Source organism: Xanthomonas prunicola (assembly GCF_002846205.1).
Taxonomy (GTDB): Bacteria; Pseudomonadota; Gammaproteobacteria; order Xanthomonadales; family Xanthomonadaceae; genus Xanthomonas; species Xanthomonas prunicola.
The window spans coordinates 1,207,978-1,230,576 of sequence record NZ_PHKV01000001.1 but is presented as its reverse complement, the minus strand read 5'-3'; the positions used below and the strand labels follow the sequence as shown (position 1 = coordinate 1,230,576).

At 64.0% G+C, this 22,599-nt stretch carries 20 protein-coding genes; 10 read left to right on the top strand and 10 right to left on the bottom strand.

What is annotated here, in order from left to right; genetic code table 11:
• Window positions 1–95 precede the first annotated feature (95 nt).
• Window positions 96–782, bottom strand: a complete 687-nt coding sequence (locus XpruCFBP8353_RS05435; RefSeq protein ID WP_101362496.1) for a hypothetical protein — start codon at window positions 780–782, stop codon at window positions 96–98.
• Window positions 783–1,254: 472 nt separating this feature from the next.
• On the opposite strand from XpruCFBP8353_RS05435, the gene XpruCFBP8353_RS05430 reads away from it, so the two are divergent.
• Window positions 1,255–2,181, top strand: a complete 927-nt coding sequence (locus XpruCFBP8353_RS05430; protein WP_101362239.1) for an oxygenase MpaB family protein — start codon at window positions 1,255–1,257, stop codon at window positions 2,179–2,181.
• A 241-nt stretch (window positions 2,182–2,422) separates the two neighbouring features.
• Here XpruCFBP8353_RS05430 and XpruCFBP8353_RS05425 read toward each other — a convergent pair whose 3' ends face one another.
• From XpruCFBP8353_RS05425 to XpruCFBP8353_RS05405, 6 genes are all read right to left on the bottom strand, one after another.
• The gene (locus XpruCFBP8353_RS05425; RefSeq protein ID WP_101362495.1) at window positions 2,423–4,492 is read right to left on the bottom strand and encodes a M13 family metallopeptidase; all 2,070 of its coding nucleotides are present in this window, start codon (window positions 4,490–4,492) and stop codon (window positions 2,423–2,425) included.
• 150 nt (window positions 4,493–4,642) lie between these two features.
• On the bottom strand, window positions 4,643–5,338 hold the full coding sequence (locus tag XpruCFBP8353_RS05420; protein ID WP_101362238.1) for a glycosyltransferase: 696 nt from the start codon (window positions 5,336–5,338) through the stop codon (window positions 4,643–4,645).
• Window positions 5,339–5,426: 88 nt separating this feature from the next.
• Window positions 5,427–5,567, bottom strand: coding sequence for a hypothetical protein (locus tag XpruCFBP8353_RS23690; RefSeq protein WP_157935115.1), 141 nt, complete (start codon window positions 5,565–5,567; stop codon window positions 5,427–5,429).
• A 50-nt stretch (window positions 5,568–5,617) separates the two neighbouring features.
• Window positions 5,618–6,613 (bottom strand): aldo/keto reductase, encoded by a 996-nt coding sequence (locus XpruCFBP8353_RS05415; RefSeq protein WP_101362237.1) that lies wholly within the window; start codon window positions 6,611–6,613, stop codon window positions 5,618–5,620.
• A gap of 140 nt (window positions 6,614–6,753) precedes the next feature.
• Window positions 6,754–7,323 carry a flavodoxin family protein gene (locus XpruCFBP8353_RS05410; RefSeq protein WP_101362236.1) on the bottom strand — a complete coding sequence of 190 codons (570 nt, stop codon included), beginning with the start codon at window positions 7,321–7,323 and terminating at the stop codon, window positions 6,754–6,756.
• Between the two features lie 299 nt (window positions 7,324–7,622).
• Window positions 7,623–8,519, bottom strand: a complete 897-nt coding sequence (locus tag XpruCFBP8353_RS05405) for a LysR family transcriptional regulator (RefSeq protein ID WP_101362235.1) — start codon at window positions 8,517–8,519, stop codon at window positions 7,623–7,625.
• 106 nt (window positions 8,520–8,625) lie between these two features.
• Here XpruCFBP8353_RS05405 and XpruCFBP8353_RS05400 point away from each other — a divergent pair, with 106 nt between their 5' ends.
• The 4 genes from XpruCFBP8353_RS05400 to XpruCFBP8353_RS05385 all read left to right on the top strand — a co-directional run bounded on the left by XpruCFBP8353_RS05400 (window position 8,626) and on the right by XpruCFBP8353_RS05385 (window position 13,099).
• The gene (locus XpruCFBP8353_RS05400; RefSeq protein WP_101362234.1) at window positions 8,626–9,036 is read left to right on the top strand and encodes a DoxX family protein; all 411 of its coding nucleotides are present in this window, start codon (window positions 8,626–8,628) and stop codon (window positions 9,034–9,036) included.
• A gap of 28 nt (window positions 9,037–9,064) precedes the next feature.
• Window positions 9,065–9,883: a dioxygenase family protein gene (locus XpruCFBP8353_RS05395; protein WP_101362233.1), complete on the top strand. Its 819-nt coding sequence runs from the start codon at window positions 9,065–9,067 to the stop codon at window positions 9,881–9,883.
• A gap of 207 nt (window positions 9,884–10,090) precedes the next feature.
• On the top strand, window positions 10,091–11,335 hold the full coding sequence (locus XpruCFBP8353_RS05390; protein ID WP_101362232.1) for a putative DNA modification/repair radical SAM protein: 1,245 nt from the start codon (window positions 10,091–10,093) through the stop codon (window positions 11,333–11,335).
• Window positions 11,336–11,653: 318 nt separating this feature from the next.
• A complete protein-coding gene (locus XpruCFBP8353_RS05385; RefSeq protein WP_101362231.1) occupies window positions 11,654–13,099 on the top strand; it encodes a UdgX family uracil-DNA binding protein in 1,446 nt (481 codons plus the stop codon).
• 501 nt (window positions 13,100–13,600) lie between these two features.
• Here the strand turns inward: XpruCFBP8353_RS05385 and XpruCFBP8353_RS05380 are convergent.
• Window positions 13,601–14,158, bottom strand: coding sequence for a fasciclin domain-containing protein (locus XpruCFBP8353_RS05380; protein ID WP_162300947.1), 558 nt, complete (start codon window positions 14,156–14,158; stop codon window positions 13,601–13,603).
• A gap of 436 nt (window positions 14,159–14,594) precedes the next feature.
• On the opposite strand from XpruCFBP8353_RS05380, the gene XpruCFBP8353_RS05375 reads away from it, so the two are divergent.
• The 4 genes from XpruCFBP8353_RS05375 (at window position 14,595) to XpruCFBP8353_RS05360 (ending at window position 19,280) form a co-directional block, all read left to right on the top strand.
• Complete coding sequence (locus tag XpruCFBP8353_RS05375) at window positions 14,595–15,203, top strand: hypothetical protein (protein ID WP_243391044.1); 609 nt, start codon at window positions 14,595–14,597, stop codon at window positions 15,201–15,203.
• A 466-nt stretch (window positions 15,204–15,669) separates the two neighbouring features.
• Entirely contained in the window at window positions 15,670–17,307 is a 1,638-nt protein-coding gene (locus XpruCFBP8353_RS05370; protein ID WP_101362230.1) for a Na+/H+ antiporter, read from the top strand.
• Window positions 17,308–17,577: 270 nt separating this feature from the next.
• Window positions 17,578–18,522: an ABC transporter ATP-binding protein gene (locus XpruCFBP8353_RS05365; RefSeq protein WP_101362229.1), complete on the top strand. Its 945-nt coding sequence runs from the start codon at window positions 17,578–17,580 to the stop codon at window positions 18,520–18,522.
• Window positions 18,519–19,280: an ABC transporter permease gene (locus XpruCFBP8353_RS05360; protein WP_101362228.1), complete on the top strand. Its 762-nt coding sequence runs from the start codon at window positions 18,519–18,521 to the stop codon at window positions 19,278–19,280. Before XpruCFBP8353_RS05365 ends, XpruCFBP8353_RS05360 begins: the two co-directional genes overlap by 4 nt.
• A gap of 143 nt (window positions 19,281–19,423) precedes the next feature.
• Here the strand turns inward: XpruCFBP8353_RS05360 and XpruCFBP8353_RS05355 are convergent, their stop codons facing one another.
• Window positions 19,424–19,690: a DUF3297 family protein gene (locus tag XpruCFBP8353_RS05355; protein WP_101362227.1), complete on the bottom strand. Its 267-nt coding sequence runs from the start codon at window positions 19,688–19,690 to the stop codon at window positions 19,424–19,426.
• 163 nt (window positions 19,691–19,853) lie between these two features.
• Between XpruCFBP8353_RS05355 and XpruCFBP8353_RS05350 the strand changes: the two genes are divergently transcribed.
• Window positions 19,854–20,390, top strand: coding sequence for a DUF6630 family protein (locus tag XpruCFBP8353_RS05350; protein ID WP_029217742.1), 537 nt, complete (start codon window positions 19,854–19,856; stop codon window positions 20,388–20,390).
• Between the two features lie 57 nt (window positions 20,391–20,447).
• Here the strand turns inward: XpruCFBP8353_RS05350 and XpruCFBP8353_RS05345 are convergent, their stop codons facing one another.
• Window positions 20,448–22,553 (bottom strand): protease pro-enzyme activation domain-containing protein, encoded by a 2,106-nt coding sequence (locus tag XpruCFBP8353_RS05345; protein WP_101362226.1) that lies wholly within the window; start codon window positions 22,551–22,553, stop codon window positions 20,448–20,450.
• Window positions 22,554–22,599 lie beyond the last annotated feature (46 nt).

Here is a 22,599-nt window from a genome sequence, read left to right as displayed (position 1 = left end):
GCATTGTGCGCCGGCCGTTTTTGCATGCAGCGGAATCGTCGCTGCAGGTGGATGTGGCTGGGTCAGCGCTTCACCGCATCCACCGCTGGCGCTTGTCAGGAATTAACCACCAGCCGTGGTGCGCCATCGAAGCGATCGAGGTCGCGCAACAATTCGGTGTAGCGGCGCAAGCGCCCCATTTCGCGCATGTTGACGATGTCTTCGTGGCGCAACTCGCGCTTGGAGGTCACCTCCTGCTTGTAGCGCAGCACTTCCGGGTAACGGCGCGTCATGTCCAGCGCATCGGCAACGCACTCGACCGAGTCTGCATCCGGCGTCACCCGCGCGCGGCTGTTGAAGGCGCGTAGCCAGCGTTCGAAACCGGCGCTGTGGTCGAACAGGTCGGCGATGTACCACATCACGAACAGGATGGACGCCCACGAGGTGAAAATGATCACCACGCGGCTGAAGGTGAGGTGGTAGTCGTTCTGCCATAGCTGGTGGGTGATCACGCCCAGCAGCACCAGCGAAATGGCCTGCCAGCCGATGATCGAGGCGATCACCCACTGTTTCTTGGCCACCTTGAGCAGATCGAGCTCTTCGTCGAGCTGGGCATCGGTCTTGTCGCGCCAGTAGACGACCTGTTCGTCGAAGGAGCGCCGATGGAGTGCGTTGTCCTGCAATAGCAGGCCTAAACCCTGGAACAAAGCGATCATGACAAGCTCCTGACGGATGGCTGGTACGAACGACTTGCTGCACTGGCCGCGGCCGGTGCCCTGGAGCGTCCGCAACGTGCTGGCGATGCAGGGCGTTGCGGACGGTCTTAGTTCTAGCACTTTCGCTGTGCATGGCAATGCCTCAGGTGAAGCCGTAGTCACGCAATTCTGCGCATGCGCGCACAAATTGCTGAATTCAGGCGGATTTAGCGCACTGTCGCCGAGGCCTGCCTGCGCTCCATCTCCGATCTTGCTGCACTGCACACCTGATGCTGCGGCAATCGCCACGTGCGAGGGGGTGGGGAAGCCGGCTTGCCTGGCATGTTGAAAGCGATGACGCAGGGCGTTTGTGCAACGCCGAGCCGGCTCGCAGAAAGGGGGGCATTGATGAGTGACTGGCCGATCGCTGCACCATGCAGATGCCAAGCCACCGCCCCGTATCCCCGCGGCCTCACCACGACCGTCTCCAGATGGCAGTCGTCATCGCTGACGTACGAGCAGATGCCTGGTCGGCAATGCGCTGATCTGGTGTTGCAGATGACCTGCGTATCATCGCGGCATGTCAGCCGTCCTGCGTACGCTCACCGCCCCCGCCGCCAAACAGATCCACCGTTGGGTGCTCGGCGCCTTTCCGCGTGGGCAGAGCACCATTGAATACGATCAGCCGCTGGGCGATCCCGGCATCTTCGGGCCCGCTAGCATCACCTGGCGCATCCATTCCGAATTTCCAGGCATGCTGTCCGGCGGTTTGTGCGCATTGATGCTGCAGTTGTTGCATCCGCGTGCGCTGGCCGGGGTGTACGACCACTCCAACTTTCGCACCGACCTGATCGGGCGGCTGCGGCGCACCACCAACTTCGTCGCCGGCACCACCTACGCCCCACGTGCGGAGGCCGAACAGCTGATCGTCCGCGTGCGCAAGATCCACTCGCATATCCGCGGCCACACCGCTGACGGCGTGCCCTACGACGCCAACGACCCGCAGTTGCTCACCTGGGTGCATGTCACCGAAGCCTATGGGTTTTTGCAGGGATGCCGGCGCTATTGCCGCGATGTGCCCACTGCCATCGCCGACCGCTATTACGACGAAGCGCGACGCGTTGCCGAAGCGCTAGGTGCAGCCGACGTGCCTGCCAGCGAGGCGCAGGTGGATGCGTATTTTGCGTCGGTCCTTGGAGAGTTACGCATGGACGCGCGCTCGCGCGAAGTGCTCGACATCCTCACCAGTATCCAGCTACCGGTGCCCGCGGCAGGCCTGTCGCGGGGCGTATTTCTCGGTGCCGGCACGGCCTTGCTGCCAAGTTGGGCGAGCGACATGCTCGGCCGCACCACCACGCAACGCGCGCTGGCGCGCGCATCGGCACGTCTGCTACGCAGCATGTCGCCGCTGTTCCGCACGGCCTTGCCCGACGGACTGTCTGCGCGCGCGTGCAGGCGCATGGAATTACCGCCGGCGATGTTGCTGGAGTGGCCTGGCAAAGCGTAATGCTGGTGGGGCGAAGTGACAGGGCGTTGCGCAGTGGCAAGCCGCACGAGATGCCCCCGGTGGCCGCATTTTGATCGCAGACACCCATGATGTGTAAGAGCGTGCAGCGTGCAGCGGCATCGTACTCTCCCCAAGTTCTCTACCGGGGTGAGTGGACTTCCCAGTATGGGTAATTGGCATTCAGCGCTAGCTCGACCATCGCGTCGAGAAACTGCGTTGCAGTCACCAGCACCGACACCACCTACCAAATCTTGACCCGCTGTTCCGGCGCCAGATACAGCCGCTGGCCCTGCGTCACATCGAAGGCGGGGTACCACGCATCCAGATTGCGTACGGTTTGCGCGCGGAAGCGGCCGGGTGCGTGCACGTCGGTGAGCACGATATTGCGCAGTGCCGCGTCGCGATATTTGCTGCGCCAGGCCTGCGCAAAACCGAGGAAAAAACGCTGATCCGGGCTGAAACCGTCGATGGTCTGCGGTTGCTTACCCTGCAGCGACAATTGGTAGGCGTCGTATGCCGTGGCCAGGCCCGCGACGTCGGCGATGTTTTCACCCAGTGTCAGCTTGCCGTTGACCGACAAATCGTCAAACGGTTTGTAGGCACTGAACTGCGCGGCCAGCGCGTTGCCGGCGCTCTCGAACTTCTTCAGGTCTTGCGGCGTCCACCAGTTGTGCAGTTCGCCGTGTTCATCGAACAGCGCGCCCATGTTGTCGAAGCTATGGCTGATCTCGTGCCCGATCACCGCACCGATCGCGCCATAGTTCACCGCATCGTCGGCGGCTGGGTCGAAGAACGGCGGTTGCAGGATTGCCGCCGGGAAGATCAGGCGGTTTTCCAGTGGCACATTCAGCGCGTTGACTTCCTGCGGCAGCATGTACCACTCGCGGTGATCGACTGCCTTACCCAGCTTGGCCAGATTGCGGCGGTACTCGAACAATTGGGCACGTTCCACATTGCCCAGCGCATCGTCGCGACGCACGTCCAGCCCGCTGTAGTCGCGCCAGGTGTCCGGATAGCCAACTGCCACCGTCAAGCCGGCGATTTTCGCTTTGGCGTGCTGCTTGGTCTCGGCACTCATCCACTGCAGTGCATCGATGCGCTTGCCGAACGCGATGACGATGTTCTTGACCATCTCTTCGGCGCGCGTCTTGGTCTGCGCGCTGACGTACTTCTGCACGTAGCGCTTGCCGACCGCTTCGCCCAATGCGGCGTTGGTCGCGTCGATGCCGCGTTTCCAGCGCTGGCGCTGCTGCGGGGTGCCTTCCAACGTGGTGCCGTAAAACGCGAAGCGCTCGTCGGCGAAGGCCTTGGACAGATACGGCGAGGCGCGATCCAGCGCGCGGAAGCTCAGATAATCCTTCCAGGTCTGCAGCGGCTCGGACTGCACCAGCGCCGACAACCCGCTCACTGCGCGCGGCTGCCACACGATGAAATCCTGCTGTGCGCTCAGACCGGCGGCGTCGAAGAACAGCGCCCAGTCCAGGCCGGGAGCATTGTGCGCGAAATCGGCCTGTTTCCAGGCATTTGCGCCGGCCTGCACATTGTTGGTCTGCTCAGGCGTGGCGTGCACGCGCGCCATGGCGATTTCCAGTTCCAGGATGCGCTCGGCCTTCGCGGGCGCATCGCTGATGCCGGCCAGCTCCAGCAGCGTGACAATGTGCGCGCGGTAGGCCTCGCGCAGCTGCGCCATGCGCCCACCGTCCAGGTAGAAACTGCGCTCGGGCATGCCCAGGCCGCCTTGCACCAGATAGGGCACGTAGCGACCTGGATGATGCAGGTCCTGCGACACCCACAGGCCGAACAGTCGGTCGGTATAGAAATTGGTGGAGTTGAGCAAATCCACATCGGCGCGCAGCTGGCCTCCCAAGGTGCGCGCTAGCGCCTGCTTGTCGTCGAGCTGGGCGATCGCATCCAGTTCCGGTTGCACCGGGCGCACGCCCTTGGCCTCGATGCTGGCTTCATCCATGTAAGCGGCGTAGTAGTCGCCGATCTGCTTGTCTTCCCCGGTGACGCGGTCGTTGGCGGCAGCGCCTTCGATGATGTCGCGGCTATGCCGCTCGGTCTCGATGGCGATGGAGACGAAGCTGTTGAAGCTGGAGCGGTCTTCCGGAATCTGCGTGGTCTTGACCCAGTTGCCGCTGGCGTACGAGAAAAAGTCGTCGCCCGGCGCCACGCTGCGGTCCATGCCGGCCACATCGAAGCCGAAATCGCCGAGCTTGGGCTGACTCGGAGGCGGCGTTGGCTGCGTGCTCGCGGCCGGGGTCGCGCCATCACGGTGGCACGCTGCGGTGGTCAGCAACGCGGCAGACATGGCAGCGATCAGGACGGGGCGATGCAAAAAAGCCATGCGGCGCAACTCGTATAACCGAAACAGAAAGCACAGTGTAAGTGGCCTGCGGTGCCACGTGCCGGTTCGAGGGCAGGCGACGCTGCGGATCGTGGCAGTGCGGACACGCTCGGTTCAGCGCCGGCGTTGATACCAGAAGCCGAGTGCATCGCGGGTCTGCAGCATGCGTCGTCCACGCCACAGGAATCGCAGCAGCAGACCGAGGTGTTCGCGCTTGGAAAAGCTGCGCAATTTGCGGTCGGAGGTGTGCACGGTCTGGCGCAAGATTACAAAGCGTCCGCAGCGCGCCAGCGCCCGACTCAGGGCCACATCTTCGCCGGCGTAGTAACGCGTGTCGAAGCCACCCGCGCTGACGAATGCCATCCGCGTGCAGAACAGAAAGCACCCGGGCGCAATGCCGGACACACGGAAAAACCAGCCAAAAAAAGCCTGCGCCACGCGCTCGGACCACACGCGCTTGCCCTGCAAATGCACTTGCGCACCGCCGCCCACCGCGCCGGCATCCAGTGCAGCCAATGCGGCGCCAACAACTTGCGGATTGATCAAGGTGTCGGCATCCAGAAATAACAAGCGTTCGCCTTGTGCGGCCTGCGCGCCGGCATTACGTGTCGCGGCGATGTGGCGCAGCTGTACCTCCAGTACCTGCGCGCCATGGCTGCGTGCGATGGCCGCAGTGGCGTCTTCGCAGGCATCGGCCACCACAATCACCTCATAGTCCAGCTGCATCGCTTGCGCGCAAGCATGCAGGCACTGCAGCGTGTCGCCGATCAGGGCGGCCTCGTCATGGGCGGGAATCACGAAGGACAGCATGGGCGTGGTTCGTGTGGGCTATGCCCAGTCTGCAAGGTGCAGCGACGCGATGATGTGAGCGGGAACGGTCAAGACGATCCACTCGGGATCAAGCGAGCACTGCGACGCAGGCACATGCCACTTCATCGCGCGTGATGTCTTGGATGGCGGCATTGGTAGGCAGCAGGCTCACCAATGCCAATGCCAATGCCAATGCCAATGCCAATGCCAATGCCAGTGCCAGTGCCAACGCAGTGTCGCAACGATCGCTGCGGCCACTGCGGTGACGACCAGTGCGGCTCAGCGGTTGACCGCACCCATCATCGCTTCCGGATAGCGCGTGCCGGCCGCGGCCTGCGCCGGGAAGATCGCATCAAGACGTGCCAGCTCGTCCGGCATCAGTGCCACATCCAGCGCCGCGATGTTTTCTTCCAGATAGGCCAGCCGCTTGGTGCCCGGAATGGGGATCAAGTCCTGGCCCTGCGCTAACACCCAGGCCAGCGCCAATTGTCCGGGCGTGATGCCCTTGTCGGCAGCGATCGCCTTGACTTGCTCCACCAGCTGCAGGTTGCGGGTGAAGTTGTCGCCCTGAAAACGCGGCGAATGGCGGCGGTAATCGTCGGCATCGAAATCGTCTGGCGACGAAAACGCACCGGTCAAAAATCCGCGGCCGAGCGGCGAGTAAGGCACGAACCCGATGCCGAGTTCGCGCACCGTGGCAAACACGCCGTTATCTTCCGGCTCGCGCGACCACAGCGAATATTCGGTCTGCACCGCGGTGATGGGATGCACCGCATGCGCGCGGCGAATGGTGGCTGCGGCCGCTTCCGACAAACCGAGAAAGCGCACCTTGCCCTGTTCGACCAGGCGCGCCATCGCGCCTACGGTGTCTTCGATCGGCACGTTGGGGTCGACGCGGTGTTGGTAATACAGGTCGATATGTTCAACGCCCAGCCGACGCAGACTGGCCTCGCAGGCGGACTGCACATACGCCGGGCTGCCATCAATGCCACGCACGGACGGGTCACTGGGATCGAGCTTGATGCCGAATTTGGTGGCCAAGAACACTTCATGGCGGCGCGAGGCAATCGCCTTGCCGACCAGCACTTCATTGGTGTGCGGGCCGTACATGTCGGCGGTGTCGAGCAGGCTGATGCCACGGTCGAGCGCGCGGTGGATCACCGCGATCGAAGCGGCCTCGTCGCTGCGGTCGCCATAGAACGCGCTCATGCCCATGCAGCCAAGGCCGAGCGCCGAGACGGTGGGGCCGGAACGGCCAAGCGTGCGGGTTTGCATGGTGGGGGACTCCGTGCAGCAAAAGGTCGGGGAACAATGGCGTGCAAGGCGTTAGCGCGATGTGGCCCACACGCTAACGCACAGCCCGCGCAGCTCGGCAGGCAACGCTGCCGAGCTGCGCGGGCTGTTGTGACGTGCGATCAGCCTTTGAGCTTGGCGGCGAATTCGGCAACGCGCTTGCCGAACAGCTTGGCCGTTTCCAGATCGCCGCTGCGCGGTGCTTCGTCCGGCGATGCGTCCGACGGCGAAATCGCCAGCGCGCCGCCCCAACCGCCCGTCCAGTTCACGTCCTGCGGTCCGTGTGCCTTGGTGTTTGCTGGCGGCAGCCCGGTGCCCACCCAGATCTGACCATGCTGCTGCGACAGTGTCCACAGATACTGGATGGTGGTGGCCTTGTCGCCGTTTGCCGAGGCCGAGTTGGTGAAACCGGCAGCGACCTTGTCCTGCCATGCCTGCGCAAACCACGGCTTGGAGCTGGCATCGGCAAATTTCTTGAACTGCCAGGCCGGGCCGCCCATGTAGGTGGGGCTGCCGTAGATGATGGCGTCGGCGGCACCGATCGCCTCCCAGGCGTCGTCGGGCAGGTTGCCGTCCTGGTCGATGCGGTACAGCGTCGCCTCGCCGACACTGGCGGCCCCTGCATGCACGGCTTCGGCCTGCTTGGCGGTGTGGCCGTAGCCGCTGAAATACACAATGGCGATCTTGCTCATGGACACTCCTGGTGAACGAGGAAGCGGATTGTGCGCATACCGATCACGACAGCAGAATGACCACGCACGGGACGAACTGTTGCCGCGGGTGTTTCCTCGGGCGTGTGAACGGTGATGCGCCTGCCGAGGCGGTGCGTGTGGCCGGGGTGCGCCTGCCTGCGTCACGTCATGCGCCAGCGATTGTTATCTCTGCGTCTGCGTCACTCGGCCTCGGCCTGCATGGACTGCTTGCCGACGAGCGGCTTTGATTGCATGCACGTGCCAGATGCGCGAGGTGTTTTTGGCATCGCCCGCAGCGCTCAACCGGGTCCGGGCTCGGCCATGCACTCGATCAGGTAATCGATGAAGCTGCGCACCTTCGGCGCCAGGTGGCTGCGACTGGTGTAGACCGCAAAGATGCCGATTTCACCAAGGGTGTATTCGGGAAGAATGCGCACCAGGCGCCCGGCGGCGAGATGCGGTTCGGCCAGGAAATCCGGCTGCATCACGATGCCCTGTCCTGCCAGCGCGGCAGCGTTCAGCACATGCCCGTTGTTGGCGCGCAGGCCGCCGTGTAGGCGCACATCGATATCGCCCTCGGGGCCATGAAAGCGCACCTCATCGCCGCTGGGCGAGTAGTGGTAGAGCAAGCATTCGTGGCCGGCCAGATCGGATGGGTGCTGCGGCGTGCCCACACGCGCCAGATAGGCCGGCGATGCACACGGCAGTATCCGTACCTTGCCCAACTGCCGTGCGATCAGCATCGGCGCCGGCTGGCGAGTGATACGAAGGGCGACATCGAAGCCTTCTTCGACCATGTCGACCAAGCGGTCGGACAGTGACAGGTCCAGCTCCACCTGCGGGTAGCGGGCGCGAAAGCCCGGCAGCAACGCGCCCAGGCGCTCGATGCCATAACTCACCGGCGCATTCACCCGCAGCACGCCGGCCGGCTCCAATGCCTGCGCGCCAATGGTGGCTTCCAGGTCGTCCAGATCGGCGAGCAGTTGCAGGCAGCGCTGGTAGTACGCACTGCCGGCACTGGTCAGGCTGACCCGGCGGGTGGTGCGGTTGAGCAGTCGGGTGCCGAGCCGCTGTTCGAGCGCAGCAACCTGACGGGTGACGCTGGCGGTGGAGCGGTCCAATGCATCGGCGGCGGCGCTGAAACCACTGCGCTCGGCCACGGAAGTGAACACGCGCATCGCATCGAGGGTATCCATGACAACTCCGATTATTTCATTTAGTGAAATAAATTATCTGAAGCGCGCCTATTTATCATATTTTTGTAAGGAATAGGCTGTGGTGGTCCTCAACGGAGTCCATCCCATGACCACGGCCTTCGCAACTCCACGCACCGCCGCCTACGGCACGGCCGTGCTGCGCATCAGCCTGGGCCTGCTGTTTCTGGTGCATGGTTTGACCAAACTAGTGGTCTGCACGCCAGCCGGCACTGTGGGGTATTTCCAGTCGCTCGGCCTGCCCGCTGCATTGGCGTATGTCAGCATGACGCTGGAACTGGGCCTTGGCGTGTCCTTGTTGCTGGGCATCTATGCGCGCTGGGTCGCGCTACTGGGCGTGCCGCTGCTGTTGGGCACGATTGTGACGGTGCATGGTGCCAACGGGTTCGGTTTCTCCAGCCCGGGCGGCGGCTGGGAATACCCGGCGTTATGGACGGTGCTGCTGATCGTCCAGGCGTTGCTCGGCGACGGCGCGTTGGCGTTGAAGCCGTCGCGCTGATGCTGTTTCATCCACCAAGGAGTTGTCCATGACCCGCTTGCCTTCCCTGTATATCTCGCACGGTTCGCCGATGACTGCACTGCAGCCGGGGCAGGTCGGCGAGCGGCTGGCCGACTTGCGGCGAGCATTGCCACGGCCGCGCGCGATCGTGGTGGCGAGCGCGCATTGGCTGGGCCGGCGCCCGCTGGTCAGTGGTGCGGTGCGGCCGCCCACCATCCACGATTTTGGCGGCTTCCCGGCACCGTTGTACGCACTCGACTATCCGGCGCCTGGCGAGCCGGCGTTGGCGCAGCAGATCCTGCGCCGGCTGGAACAGGCCGGCCTGCATCCGCACCTGGATCCGCAGCGCGGCTTCGACCACGGTGTCTGGGTGCCGCTGCGTTTGCTGTATCCGGATGCCGACATCCCGGTAGTGTCGCTGTCGATCCAGCCCGAGCTTGGTCCGGCGCACCAGTTCGCCGTGGGCCGCGCGCTGGCGCCGTTGCGCGATGACGGCGTGCTGGTGATCGGCTCGGGCAGCATCACCCACAACCTGCACGATGTTCGCCACGGCTACAGCACCGAGCGCGAAGCGCCGTACGTGCGGCCCTTCATCGAATGGACCGAGCGCAAGCTGCTGGACAACGACATCCCCGCGCTGCTGGACTACCGCCGCCAGGCACCGCACGCCGAGCGCGCGCATCCCAGCGACGAACACTTGTTGCCGTTGTACGTGGCGATGGGTGCGGCCGGTGCTGACCGACTTGGCGCGCAGCGCATCGACGCCGGCATCGATGCGGGGTTTCTGGCAATGGATCTCTATCGGTTCGACGGCCATGCAGCGGTCGCTGACCCGGTGGCTGCATAGCACTGGACGCCAGGGTGGGCGCGTTGGCATCTTTTCCTTCAGTGCTGATCAGCGACCGGCGTCGTCGCGCGTGTGAAAGCGGGTGTGGCCGCGCATGCCGACGTGAGCGCGGCAGGAACCACGTTCGTGTCGCAACGCTCTGAAGCATTCACGATCGGGTGCGGGCGAATCTCATAGGCTGAGACGCCACCGCTGCATGCTGCCCGTGTGAAAATCCTCGACAAGCTCGCTGTCCTCGCCGACGCTGCCAAATACGACGCCTCCTGTGCCTCCAGCGGTGCCAACAAGCGTCATTCGCTGGGCACCGGCGGCATCGGTAGCACCGAGGGCATGGGCATCTGCCACTCGTACACGCCCGACGGCCGCTGCGTGTCGCTGTTGAAGATTCTGTTGACCAATTTTTGCATCTTCGACTGCGCGTATTGCGTCAATCGCGTGTCCAGCAACGTGCGGCGCGCACGCTTCACGCCGGAAGAAGTGGTCACGCTCACGCTGGACTTCTACAAGCGCAATTACATCGAAGGCCTGTTCCTGTCCAGCGGCATCATCCGCAACTCCGACTACACCATGGAGCAACTGGTGGAAGTGGCGCGGCAGTTGCGCGAGGTGCACCATTTCGCCGGCTATATCCATCTCAAGACCATTCCCGATGCGACGCCGGAATTGCTGGCCGCAGCCGGGCGTTACGCCGATCGCCTGAGCATCAACGTAGAGTTGCCCACCGAGCAGGGCCTGACGCTGCTGGCGCCGGAAAAAAGCGTGGGCGGCATCCGCTCGGCAATGGGCGAGCTGCGTTGGCGTATCGAAGAAAATCAGCTCGAACGCAAGGCCGAAACGGTGCGCCGTGCCAAGCCGCCGCGCTTTGCACCGGCCGGGCAGAGCACGCAGATGATCGTTGGTGCCGACGATGCCAACGACCGCAGCATTCTGGATGCCAGCCACAATCTCTACGGCAATTACCGCATGCGCCGGGTGTACTACTCGGCCTTCAGCCCGATCCCGGATGCCTCGTCCAAATTGCCGTTGCAGGCACCGCCGCTACAACGCGAGCACCGCTTGTATCAGGCCGACTGGTTATTGCGCTTCTACGCGTTCAGCGTGGAAGACATTGCGCCGGCGCAATCCAGTGGCATGCTCGATCTGGACGTGGATCCCAAGCTGGCTTGGGCATTGCGCAACCCGGAGCGATTCCCGGTGGATTTGAATGCGGCGCCACGCGAGATGCTGCTGCGCGTGCCGGGCCTGGGCACGCGCAACGTGGAGCGTTTATTGCTGTCGCGGCGGCATGCGCGGTTGCGTATCGGCGATCTGGCGCGGCTGCGCGTACCGATGAAAAAGCTGCTGCCGTTCGTGAGTGTGCTCGATCACCATCCGCGGCAACGGCTGGACGACCCGGTCAGGTTGCGTGCGCAGTTGGCGCCAGCGCCTAGGCAGGCGAGCCTGTTCGACTGATTGTGCGCACACATGCGCCGGTGCCTGCTCCTTCTTAGCTTGAAAGCAGCGCTGTTGCATCCTTCTCGCCTCGGAACATAGTCCCCCTTCATCGGGAGAAGGTGCCTGAAGGGCGGGTGAGGGTGCGGCTCCCGCAGCGGTGTTGATCAACGTCAGTCCTGACACGAACGGTACAAGCTTTTGCACATTCCCACGCCCCAATCCCACTCAACGAGCTTCCACCCCTTCCTGCGCAGCTAACGTGCCTGCTGGCAAACGGCCGTGCACGGCCGTGCGCATCGCAAGCGTGCGTCGGAACCCACACCAGATAGGTCAACGATGTTCAGTGCTGAGGTGGAACCACCGTGGAGTTTTGACGCGTGGCGTGCGTTGGCACGAGCGGGGTGGTGCGCGCAGGTCGAGCCGGATGATGTGGCCTGGAACGGTGGTGCGCAGGGCGGGCTGTTAATGGGGCAAGGGCTGCTGGAGCTGCCGGCCCTGGTGCCGCCACCGCGCGTCTCGGCAGAGTTCATGCAGTTGGCGGCATCGGTGCTGTGTCACCGCGATGCGCAGCGTCATGCCGTGCTGTACCGGTTGTTGTGGCGCGTTGCCTCCGGCGAGAAGGCATTGCTGGAACGCGCCACCGATGTGGATGTGCACCGGCTACGGCAATGGCAGAAGGCAGTGCAGCGCGATACGCACAAGATGAAGGCCTTCGTGCGCTTCCGCCGCTTGCCCGGTGAAGAGGAGGACTTCGTTGCCTGGTTCGAGCCCGAACACTGGATTGTGGACCGGGTGGCACCGTTTTTCGCGCGCCGTTTCGCCGGCATGCGCTGGGCGATCTTGACCCCGTACCGCAGCGTGCGCTGGGATGGCGAGGCGTTGAGCTTCGGCGAAGGAGCGGTGCGCACGCAGGTACCGGCCGATGATGCGCAGGAAGCACTGTGGCGCACCTATTACGCCCATATCTTCAATCCGGCGCGGCTCAACCCGACCATGATGCGGCAGGAAATGCCGCAGAAATATTGGAAGAACCTGCCCGAAGCCGCTTTGCTGCCGGAACTGATCCGCGAAGCCGGCGTGCGCGTGCGCGAGATGGCCGAGCGCGTGCCTGAGCCGGTACGCCGCCGCGTGCCGGCGACGCCTGCGCCACTGCCGGACGTGGCAACCCAAAGCCTGGCGCAGTTACGCAGCGCTGCACGGGAGTGCCGGCGCTGCGAACTGTGGCAACCGGCGACGCAGACGGTATTCGGCGAAGGGCCCGACGATGCATCGGTGATGGTGATCGGCGAACAGCCGGGCGATGAAGAGGATTTGAGCGGCCGCCCGTTTGTCGGGCCGGCAGGGCGCCTGTTCAACATGGCGCTGGGTGAGCTGGGTGTCGATCGCGAGAAGTTCTACGTCACCAATGCGGTCAAGCATTTCCGTTTCGAACAACGCGGTAAACGGCGGCTGCACCGCAATCCGGAGCGTGCGCACGTGCAGGCATGCAGCGGGTGGTTGCAGGCCGAACGGGCGCAATTGCGTCCAGCGCAGATCGTCTGCCTGGGGGCGACTGCGGCACAGGCGGTGTTGGGAAGCAGCTTCCGGTTGATGCAGGAACGCGGGCAGTGGCAGCGCCTGGACGATGGCACGCCGGTCTTGACCACCGTGCATCCATCCTGGGTGTTGCGGCAGCCCTCGACGGATGCGCGCGAAGAAGGCTACCGCGGATTTGTCGAAGATCTGCGTCAGTTGCTGGACCCGCCGCAGGCGCTGGAACGATCGCTGGGCAGAGAACGGTAACGTGCGAGACGGGCAAAAAATACGCGTGCAAGGGCACGCGCACGGTGTCGGAGAATCAGGACACCAAGCGGAGCCATCGGCACGCCGGTGACTCCCTCACCGCCGCTTCGCGGTTGGGTGACGGTTGCTGAGACTGACGCCAGCAACGCGCCGCATGGTTGAATGACGTCTTGCATGCACCGGCGTGCTAGCGGATGCATTGCAGATCTCTTACATGCATGTGCCGATCAGCAGTCGCGAACGGGACATGCCGGGCAGTTGTCAGGCGTTGCGTCATAGGCGGCCGACGTCGACATGGATGAGACGTCTTCTATGTCGATGTCGAACGCCGTCTACGGTTACACGACGGTTGTGCGATGGATTGCCAATCGCTCCAGCTGGCGCTTGCCGATGCGATCACGCTCCTGCATAAAACCGCTGCGCCATCGGCGGAAAAACCGCATTCCGCCGATGGCGCATGCACGCGTCAGCAACGACGCATTGCAGTGCGGGGGCAGGCAGTTACGGCATCAACACCTTGTCCACCACGTGGATCACGCCATTGCTCTGCATGACATCGGCAATGGTGACAGTGGCGGTATTGCCCTTGACGTCGGTAATGGTGACCTTCTTGCCATTGAGCTTTGCGGTAAGCGGTTCGCCCTGCACGGTGGTCAGCGTGGCGCTACCGCCGCCGGCCTTGATCTTGGCGATCAGCGAGGCGGCGTCCACCTTGCCCGGTACCACGTGATAGGTCAGCACCTTGGTCAGCGTCGCCTTGGATTCGGGCTTCAACAAGGTATCGACAGTGCCGGCCGGCAGCGCCGAGAAGGCCGCATTGGTCGGTGCGAACACCGTGAACGGGCCCGGGCCCTTCAGCGTCTCGACCAGGCCGGCGGCTTTGACGGCAGCCACCAGCGTGGTGTGGTCCTTGGAGTTGACCGCGTTGTCCACAATGTCCTTGGTCACCAGCATCGGCGCGCCGCCAACCATCGGATTGGACGCAGCGTAGGCGGGGGCCATGGCGCTGGTCAGGGCAATGGCGGTGGCAACGGCAAGCGACTGGAATGAAGTCTTCATGAGGCATCGATCCTTTGGGTGAGCGATTACCTGGATGGCAATCGTGGATCTGGATACGCGGCCAACTGCAGCGCGGATGCATCACGCAGTTTTTACATGAAGATGCTGCGCCGCAACGGCACCGCATCTGCGTCGTCGCCTCGCCATGGTTGAGTCTGTTCGATCAGCGACCTCGATGCAGGCCGAGCGATCGTGTTGAAAACGCGACGGTGCGACTGCACTGCAGGCGATGCGCGATCAGACCGTTATCAGGCTCAGCGTCGTTGTCGCCAGTGTCACGGCCGCCCGAAGCGGCACGAATGTTCGCCATTGGCAGAAGCGACGCCGGCCAGTGCCGTTATTGTCCATACCCTTGCGTGATCACCAGTTCTCAAGGCTGTAGAACATGAAGTCCAAAAAGAGTGAGTTCAATCGATTGCTACTGCCGACAGTGGTGATGGCAGGCACGCTGGCGTCATTCGGTAGTGCACAGGCATCCGGTAGTGCACAGGCATCGGCCATCACGCCAACGCATGCGTTATCAGCGGCCGCTGCTGTCCCTGCGCGTGACATCTATCGACCAGGGCAGAAGTGGATTGTCCCGGGGGAGTGGGAATTCACCGTTGATTCCGCGCGCGTGGCCAGGGTGAACATTCCCAACCATGGCGGCGGCTCCTGGGTGCCCACGCAAGTGATCGTGCTGAGCTACAGCTACAAGAACATCGGATTCGACGATAGCGCCAACTTCAAGGACGGCGGCCCGTCGACACTGGCGTTTTCGAAAGCACATATCGAGGTGTTCGACGCCAACGATGCGGACAACGGCGGCGCAGGCAATTACCCGGTGCGCATCAAGCTCGTCGAAGACGCTGACGGTCAGAAGCCCGGGCAGGAGATGGTGGGCGCGCAATGGCCTTACGCCTTCAAGAAGAAGGTCAAGGCGGTCAAGGTGACGGTAAGGCACTACGATTCCAGGCTGAAACTGCATGAAGCGAGCTTCCTGGTCCCGGTCGGGGGCGTCCGACAATCGAAGCCGCACGCGAACAAGCACGTTCACCACAGCTGATCTGCGTTCGGCTGATCTGCGCGAGCATGCCGCCGGCATGTCCGACAGCGCGAGCGATCACAGTGCCGGCTGCTCTCGACGGCAGGTGAGGTCCGCGCGATCGAGTGACTGCTGGCCTTGGCGATGGATCCATCGCCTGCCCGCCGCCCGCATGCGCATTGCGGGCCTGTTGCATCGCCACGATGGTGCTGCGGTTGCTCGTGCTGTGGGCAATCCATCTTGACCAAGCACGGCCGCCTCTTCGTCTCGGCCTGTCCACCCGGCAGCCATCGTGTCTGATCGACAGACACCCGCCAAAGCGCTACCGCACCACACCGCTGCGGCGGTCGCCGCACAGGACCGCGCCCAGGCCCAGGTGGTGCGGTGGTTTCATCACCGGTTGCAAACCGGTATGTTCCCGTCGGTGCGTTGTTGTGCGTCGCAAGACGATGCCGCACGTGTTGCCGTCTCTTCCTCCCGGGTTTTTATGCATTCGATCGATGTCGTCCTCGCCATGTTGCTGGCGGTCGCGGCCAGCGGTTATCTCATCCGCATTCTGCCGTTTTCGCTGCCGTTGCCGTTGGTGCAGATCGCGCTAGGCGCGGTGGTCTCCGGCGTGTTCGATGCGGGGCACGAACTGGAGCCGGAGCTGTTCTTCCTGTTGTTCCTGCCGCCACTGCTGTTTCTGGATGGCTGGCGCATTCCCAAGCAAGGCCTGTTCCGCGACAAGGCGGCGATTCTGGAGCTGGCGTTGGGGCTGGTGATCTTCACTGTCGTCGGCGCCGGCTTCTTCATTCATTGGCTGATTCCGGCGATGCCGCTGGCAGTGGCGTTCGCGCTGGCGGCGATCATTTCGCCGACCGACCCGGTGGCGGTGTCGTCGATCGCCTCCAAGGTGTCGATCCCCAAGCGCCTGATGCACATTCTGGAAGGCGAGTCGCTGCTCAATGACGCCTCCGGCCTGGTCTGTTTCCAGTTCGCGGTGGCGGCAGTGTTGACCGGCACGTTCTCGGTCGCGGCCGCTTCGCTGACCTTCCTGTGGGTGGCGCTGGCCGGTCTGGCCTTGGGTGTGGCGACGACCTTCGGGTTGAGCCGCATCCAGGCCTGGATCTGGCGGCACTTCGGCGAGGAGCCCGGTTCGGCGATCCTGGTCAACCTGCTGACCCCATTCGCTGCGTATCTGCTGGCTGAAGCCTTCCATGCCTCGGGCATCCTGGCCGCGGTGGCCGCCGGCATCACCATGAGTTACGTGGAAATGGCCGGTAATGCGCCGGGCAATATGCGCCTGCAGCGTTCGGCGGTGTGGGACACGGTGCAGTTCACCTTCAACGGCATCATCTTCGTGCTGCTGGGCGAGCAGTTGCCGGGCATCCTGGACGGCGCCGTGCGCAGCGTGCAGGAGGCAGGCCACCTCAATCCGTGGTGGCTGGCGGTGTACGTGGCCACCATCAGCGCCAGCTTGATGGCGTTGCGCTTCGTGTGGGTGTTCCTGTCGCTGCGCTGGAATATCTTCAAGGCGCAGCGACGCGGCGAGGCGCATGTCAGCCCGCCGTGGCGGATCGTGGTGGCGGTGTCGCTGGCCGGCGTGCGCGGTGCGATCACCCTGGCGGGCGTGCTCACGCTGCCCTTGATGCTGGAGGACGGCTCGCCATTCCCGGCCCGCCAATTGGCGATCTTCCTGGCTGCCTCGGTCATTCTGGTGTCGTTGCTGGTGGCCAGCATCGCGTTGCCGCGCCTGTTGCGCGGGTTGGAATTGCCGGAAGAAGAAGACGAGCAGCTCAAGGAAGACCTGGCAGTGAAATCTGCTTCGCAGGCAGCGCTGGATGCGGTGGAAAAACTGCGGCAGCGACTGGTCGATGGCAGCAAACATGCCGAGCGCTACAACGCAGCGGCCAACCAGGTCAGTCAGCGCTATCAGCGCAAGCTCGGCGCGGTGGACATGGCCGAGACCGATCCGGAAGAGGCGGTTGCCTACGAAAAAGCGCTGCGGCAGTTCCGGCATGCGGCATTGGTGGCCGAGCGCAACGAGTTGTTCAAGCTGGCGCGGCGCCGCGAAATTTCCGACGAGCTGTCGCGGCGGCTGGTGCGCAATCTGGATCTGATCGAGTCGCGCAAGCGTGCGTGAGCGCGCCCAGGCGCGTGGGACTCGGGATTCGGGACTGGGGAATCGTCACCGCAACCGCATGCCTGGTGCCGTGAGGGTGTCCGAGCGCGCTTGCGCGCGACGGCGTTTTCGTCGTGATGCCCATCATGCGCAGGCGCATTTCGGCTGACCTGCGTATTGGCTCGCCCACATCCGCGGCGGGTATCGGGAGACACCATCCCATCAGGGCCACTCCCATCGTCACGGCGCACCGCCTACCCTGTGGCGCTTATCGTCTTTCGTATCAGACCCATGACTTCGATCGTTTCCATCCAGGGCTTGAGCAAGACCTACGCCGGCGGTTTCCAGGCGCTCAAACAGGTGGATCTTGAAATCCAGCGCGGCGAGATCTTCGCGCTGCTCGGCCCTAACGGCGCCGGCAAGACCACCTTGATCAGCATCATTTGCGGCTTGATCAACCCCAGCACCGGCACGGTGATGGCCGACGGGCACGACATCGTGCGCGACTACCGCGCCGCGCGTGCCAGCATCGGCTTGGTGCCGCAGGAACTGGCTACCGACGCGTTCGAAACGGTGTGGGCCACGGTGCGTTTCAGTCGCGGCCTGTTCGGCAAGCCGGCCAATGCGGCGTATCTGGAAACGGTGCTGCGCGAGCTCTCGCTGTGGGACAAGCGCCACAACAAGATTTCCACGCTGTCCGGCGGTATGAAGCGGCGCGTGCTGATCGCCAAGGCGCTCGCCCACGAGCCGCGCATTCTGTTTCTGGACGAGCCCACTGCCGGTGTGGACGTGGAGCTGCGACACGACATGTGGCAGATGGTGCGGCGGCTGCGCGAACAGGGCACCACCATCATTTTGACCACTCATTACATTGAAGAAGCCGAAGACATGGCCGACCGCGTCGGTGTGATCAACCGCGGCGAACTGGTGCTGGTGGAAGACAAGCACACGCTGATGCGCAAGCTCGGCAAGAAGCAGCTCACGCTGAGCCTGCAGGCGCCATTGCAGGCGCTGCCCGCCGCGTTGGCCGATCTGCCGCTGGAGTTGGCTGCCGATGGCAATAGTGTGATCTACACCTTCGACACCCAGGCCGAGCAGACCGGCATCGGTGCGTTGCTGCGCCGGCTCAACGAGCAGGGCATCGATTTCAAGGACCTGCATTCCAGCGAGAGTTCGCTGGAAGAGATCTTCGTCAACCTGGTGCATGGCGCACGTCAACAGGAGGTGCGCGCATGAACGTACATGCGATTGCGGCGATCTACCGGTTCGAAATGGCGCGTGCGTTCCGCACGCTGACCCAGTCGATCGCCTCGCCGGTGTTGTCGACGTCGCTGTACTTCGTGGTGTTCGGTGCGGCGATCGGTTCGCGCATGGGCGATATCGACGGCATCAGCTATGGCGCTTTCATCATTCCCGGTCTGGTGATGTTGTCCTTGCTCAACGAGAGCATCTCCAACGCGTCGTTCGGCATTTACATGCCGCGCTGGGCGGGCACCATTTACGAGGTGCTGTCCGCGCCGGTGGCGTGGTGGGAGATCGTGATCGGCTACGTAGGCGCGGCGGCGACCAAGTCGGTGATGCTGGGACTGTTGATCCTGCTCACCGCGCGGCTGTTCGTGCCGTACGAGATCGCGCACCCGGTGTGGATGCTGGGCTTTCTGGTGCTCACCGCGCTGACCTTCAGCCTGTTCGGTTTCATCATCGGCATCTGGGCCGACGGCTTCGAAAAATTGCAGGTGATTCCGCTGATGGTGGTGACGCCGCTGACCTTCCTGGGCGGCAGTTTCTACTCGATCAACATGCTGCCGCCGCTGTGGCAGAAGGTCACGCTGTTCAACCCGGTGGTGTATCTGATCAGCGGCTTCCGCTGGAGTTTTTACGGCAGGGCCGACGTGCACATCGCGGTGAGCACCGGCATGACCTTTCTGTTCCTGGTCGTGTGCCTTGGCGTGGTGGCGGCGATCTTCCGTAGTGGGTATCGGCTCAAGGCCTGAGTCGCGCCGATTCCGGTACCGCCGGAAGCGTGCGTTGTCGCGCGCCGATGCCATCCAGCGCCGCGATCGACGGCGCTGGATGGCATCGGCGCAGTGGCTGCGCTGGTGCGAATGTGCGGCGCGGCGGTGTCTGCGTCGTGCGGTTACTCGACGGCTGGTTGCGTGTCGTTTTTGGTGTCCAGGTAATAGGCCGCCACTTCGCCCTTGATCTTCATCGTCATCGGGTTGCCGCGACGGTCGCGCGCCTTGCCGACCTGCACCTTGATCCAGCCTTCGCTCACCGAGTATTCCTCCACGTTGTCGCGTTCGACACCGTTGAAGCGCACGCCCACGCCGCGGTTGAGGGCATCGGCATTGTGAAACGGGCTGCGCGCGTCGATGGCCAGGTGATCGGGAGGGGTATCGCTCATGGGAAAGGCGTCATGGCGGCCGGGAGAGCCGTCTTCGGCCCCACAGGATACGGGCCTGCGTCGTGAAGACCAGCCCCGGGACGCAGTTGCGTGCGTCAACCGGTTTGCTTGCGCGCCATCAGGCCTCACACTTCCGCCTTGCAACCCTGGACGTGAGACCGTGATGCCCGACAACAGCGCCGACTACGATGAACCCGATGACCTGAGCGCCGACAACGACGACGATCCGGACACCCATCAGGGGCTGGTCTGGAACCTGTTGCTGCTGATCAATCCGGGCGACGAAGAAACCGCGCTGCGCCAGTTCGATGCCTATCGCGAGAGCGCCGGCGAGACCGATGGCGATGCGTGGTTATGGGCGCTGAAGGATGCGATCGACTGGAGCTCGGGGTTCTACGTGGATGGCAGCGACAGCGAAACGCTGATCAGCGCGATCGACGAACTGGCCGCCCGCTGGAACTTGCGCATCGACTGGGGCGGCGACATCGACGATGACGACTTCCTGGCCGCCAACGACACCGCCGCGCTGCTGACGGTGGCCTACGACCGCCTGCGCGAATACGGCTACACCCTGTGGTGCTGGGATACCGGCAGCGACGACCGTGCCGGCTGGATGGCACTGAGCCGCAACGATGAGGACATGCAGCGGCTGGCAGCGATCCTGGGCGCGGATCTGCGCCCGGGCAGCGATCCGTTCTAACCCTCTTGCCTACGACTGCCGCCCGGGCCACGGCCAGGGCGGCGTTTGCTGCGTAGTTCAGCTCTTGGCCGTCTTGACGATCGCCGGCGAGCCCACGGTGGCCCCACCCTTGTTCAATGCGACCACGTACATCGTGTAGAACGTGTTCGGCTTGAGTCCGCCGAGCGTGTAGCGCGTGCCGCGCGAGACCGCGTAGGAGGTGTACGCACCGGTGGCGTTGTCCTGGGCGACGATCGCATAGCCGGTTGCCGTGTTGGTGGCGGTCCATTGCACCGTGCTGGTCGTGGCCGTCGTGCTGGCGTGCACGCCGCGCGCTTGATTCGGTGGGGGCGTGCTGCCGTCATGAACCTCCAGCAGGGAATCGAGCAGCAGAGAGGACGGCAGCATCGACCCCAGGCCGGTGACATTGTCGTAGCCCTGGCCGGCGTTGAAGCCCGCCACGCCGCCGAACAGGTTGGCATTGCCATTGCTGCCATCGAGCACGTCATTGGTGTCCAGGGACACCGTGGCCTCAAGATCCTCATACAGGAACGGATTGGCGAAGCCGATCCGGCCCAGTCCGGCGGCCTGGTGTGCCTGATCGGCGATGGACATGAAGCTGGCCCAGATCGGCGCCGAGACGCTGGTGCCGCCAAAGTTGACCCAACCGCCGTCCAGCTCCGAATACACTGCCACCGGCGTCGTGGGGCTGGCCACGGCAGCCACGTCGGGCACATTGCGGCGCGTGGACGAGCCCTGGTTCGCTGTGGCGATCGACACCGGTTTGCCATCGGTGCCGGCGATCAGCTGATAGTCCGGCAGTGGCCAGTAGCTGCTGATACCGCCGCCGGTGGCCCCGTAGCCGGCACCCAGCAGGTTCCAGGCCTCTTCGCCGCCGTAGCCGCCGGTACGCTCGGTAAACAAGGTCGTGCCGCCGACCGAGGTCACCAGCGGCTGGCTACCGGGATCTTCGACATGCAGGCCGCTGCCGCTGCGCCCATAGGCGCCCTGATCGCCCGAACTGACATACACCCCCTGGCCTTGCGCCACCATCTGCGTCAGCACCTGGCCTTCTGCGGCCAGCGCAGCGTCGCCCATGAATTCCTCGTCGATCCCATAGGAGATGCTGACCGTCTGCGCAGTGTTGTCGTCGGCCATGGCACCTAACGAGGCCAGCAGCGCGACCGGGAACGGATCGTCGCCTTCCTCGTAGACCTGGATCTGGCGCAATTGCGGGTTCACGGCGATCGCCATGTCGATGTCCAGCGCCGCCTCACCGGCCACGCCGGAACTGTTGACTGCGCCGGCATAGCCGTTGACGTTGCGTACCTTCACCGGCACGTTCGGTAAGCCAAACTGTTTGACGTAGGCGGCGATGTCGCTGGACAGGAAGCCGCCTTGCTCGAACAGCGCCAGCGTTTCCAGCTTGCCTGGGCCTAGCTGCTCGGGAATGGCATAGGCACGGCGCAAGTCTTGCGGGCTCAGGGCGCCGTTGGGGCCGTGGCCGGTAGCCTGGGTGGCGTCCGGCCGGCCGCGGCGGGCGCCGTCGTTGGCAATCGCGGCGCGTGCCGCCGGATTGGTGGGTGCGCGGATGGCCAGGGGTGCGAAGCGGACGGCGTCGTGCAGGCCGACGATGCCGCCGACATGACCGGCCAGTGCGCTGGGTAATTGCGGCTGTCGATCAGCCGAAAAGAACGTCTTGCCATCGCTGCGTTGGTAGCGATTGAACGCCACGCCCAGATGCTGTGCGAACGTGGCCGCCGGTGCCTTCAAGGTAATCAGCGAGCCCGCGCCGCCGACACTGCTGACCTGGATGCCATGCGCCTGCGCAAAGGCCTTGACCGCGGCGACGTCGTCCTCGCGCGCACCGAAGCGGGCGGTGAATTCCGCCGGTGTCAGATAGTGGCCATAGAGCGCATCGCCTGGATGCGAAACGTGCATTGCATAGTCGTAGGCGCCTGCGCCGTCCTTCAACGGTACGGTCATCACCAGGCTGATCGCGGTGCTGGGTGCCAGCACACCGAGTTTGCGCGCGCTGCGCAGCTGCGCAGGCACCTGGGCGAGCGGGGCGGCCGTCTGAAGCGCGGCCGATGGTGCGGCAATCGCCGGTGCGGCGACGCCGGCAAGAACGGCGAGGCCGGCCAGATGCAACGGCACGCGATGAAATCCAGAACGTTTCTGCATAGCCAAATCCTCGGTTGCTGATGAGAACAACGTTGCCGAACGGCAT

Excerpts from the sequence above, each read along its gene's own strand:
- XpruCFBP8353_RS05370 (WP_101362230.1), top strand. The coding sequence starts at position 15,670 with ATGCATTCGATCGATGTCGTCCTCGCCATGTTGCTGGCGGTCGCGGCC.
- XpruCFBP8353_RS05380 (WP_162300947.1), bottom strand. The coding sequence starts at position 14,158 with ATGAAGACTTCATTCCAGTCGCTTGCCGTTGCCACCGCCATTGCCCTG.
- XpruCFBP8353_RS05410 (WP_101362236.1), bottom strand. The coding sequence starts at position 7,323 with ATGAGCAAGATCGCCATTGTGTATTTCAGCGGCTACGGCCACACCGCC.
- XpruCFBP8353_RS05400 (WP_101362234.1), top strand. The coding sequence starts at position 8,626 with ATGACCACGGCCTTCGCAACTCCACGCACCGCCGCCTACGGCACGGCC.
- XpruCFBP8353_RS05385 (WP_101362231.1), top strand. The coding sequence starts at position 11,654 with ATGTTCAGTGCTGAGGTGGAACCACCGTGGAGTTTTGACGCGTGGCGT.
- XpruCFBP8353_RS05395 (WP_101362233.1), top strand. The coding sequence starts at position 9,065 with ATGACCCGCTTGCCTTCCCTGTATATCTCGCACGGTTCGCCGATGACT.
- XpruCFBP8353_RS05425 (WP_101362495.1), bottom strand. The coding sequence starts at position 4,492 with ATGTCTGCCGCGTTGCTGACCACCGCAGCGTGCCACCGTGATGGCGCG.
- XpruCFBP8353_RS05360 (WP_101362228.1), top strand. The coding sequence starts at position 18,519 with ATGAACGTACATGCGATTGCGGCGATCTACCGGTTCGAAATGGCGCGT.
- XpruCFBP8353_RS05375 (WP_243391044.1), top strand. The coding sequence starts at position 14,595 with ATGGCAGGCACGCTGGCGTCATTCGGTAGTGCACAGGCATCCGGTAGT.
- XpruCFBP8353_RS05350 (WP_029217742.1), top strand. The coding sequence starts at position 19,854 with ATGCCCGACAACAGCGCCGACTACGATGAACCCGATGACCTGAGCGCC.
- XpruCFBP8353_RS05365 (WP_101362229.1), top strand. The coding sequence starts at position 17,578 with ATGACTTCGATCGTTTCCATCCAGGGCTTGAGCAAGACCTACGCCGGC.
- XpruCFBP8353_RS05430 (WP_101362239.1), top strand. The coding sequence starts at position 1,255 with ATGTCAGCCGTCCTGCGTACGCTCACCGCCCCCGCCGCCAAACAGATC.
- XpruCFBP8353_RS05415 (WP_101362237.1), bottom strand. The coding sequence starts at position 6,613 with ATGCAAACCCGCACGCTTGGCCGTTCCGGCCCCACCGTCTCGGCGCTC.
- XpruCFBP8353_RS05345 (WP_101362226.1), bottom strand. The coding sequence starts at position 22,553 with ATGCAGAAACGTTCTGGATTTCATCGCGTGCCGTTGCATCTGGCCGGC.
- XpruCFBP8353_RS05355 (WP_101362227.1), bottom strand. The coding sequence starts at position 19,690 with ATGAGCGATACCCCTCCCGATCACCTGGCCATCGACGCGCGCAGCCCG.
- XpruCFBP8353_RS05405 (WP_101362235.1), bottom strand. The coding sequence starts at position 8,519 with ATGGATACCCTCGATGCGATGCGCGTGTTCACTTCCGTGGCCGAGCGC.
- XpruCFBP8353_RS05420 (WP_101362238.1), bottom strand. The coding sequence starts at position 5,338 with ATGCTGTCCTTCGTGATTCCCGCCCATGACGAGGCCGCCCTGATCGGC.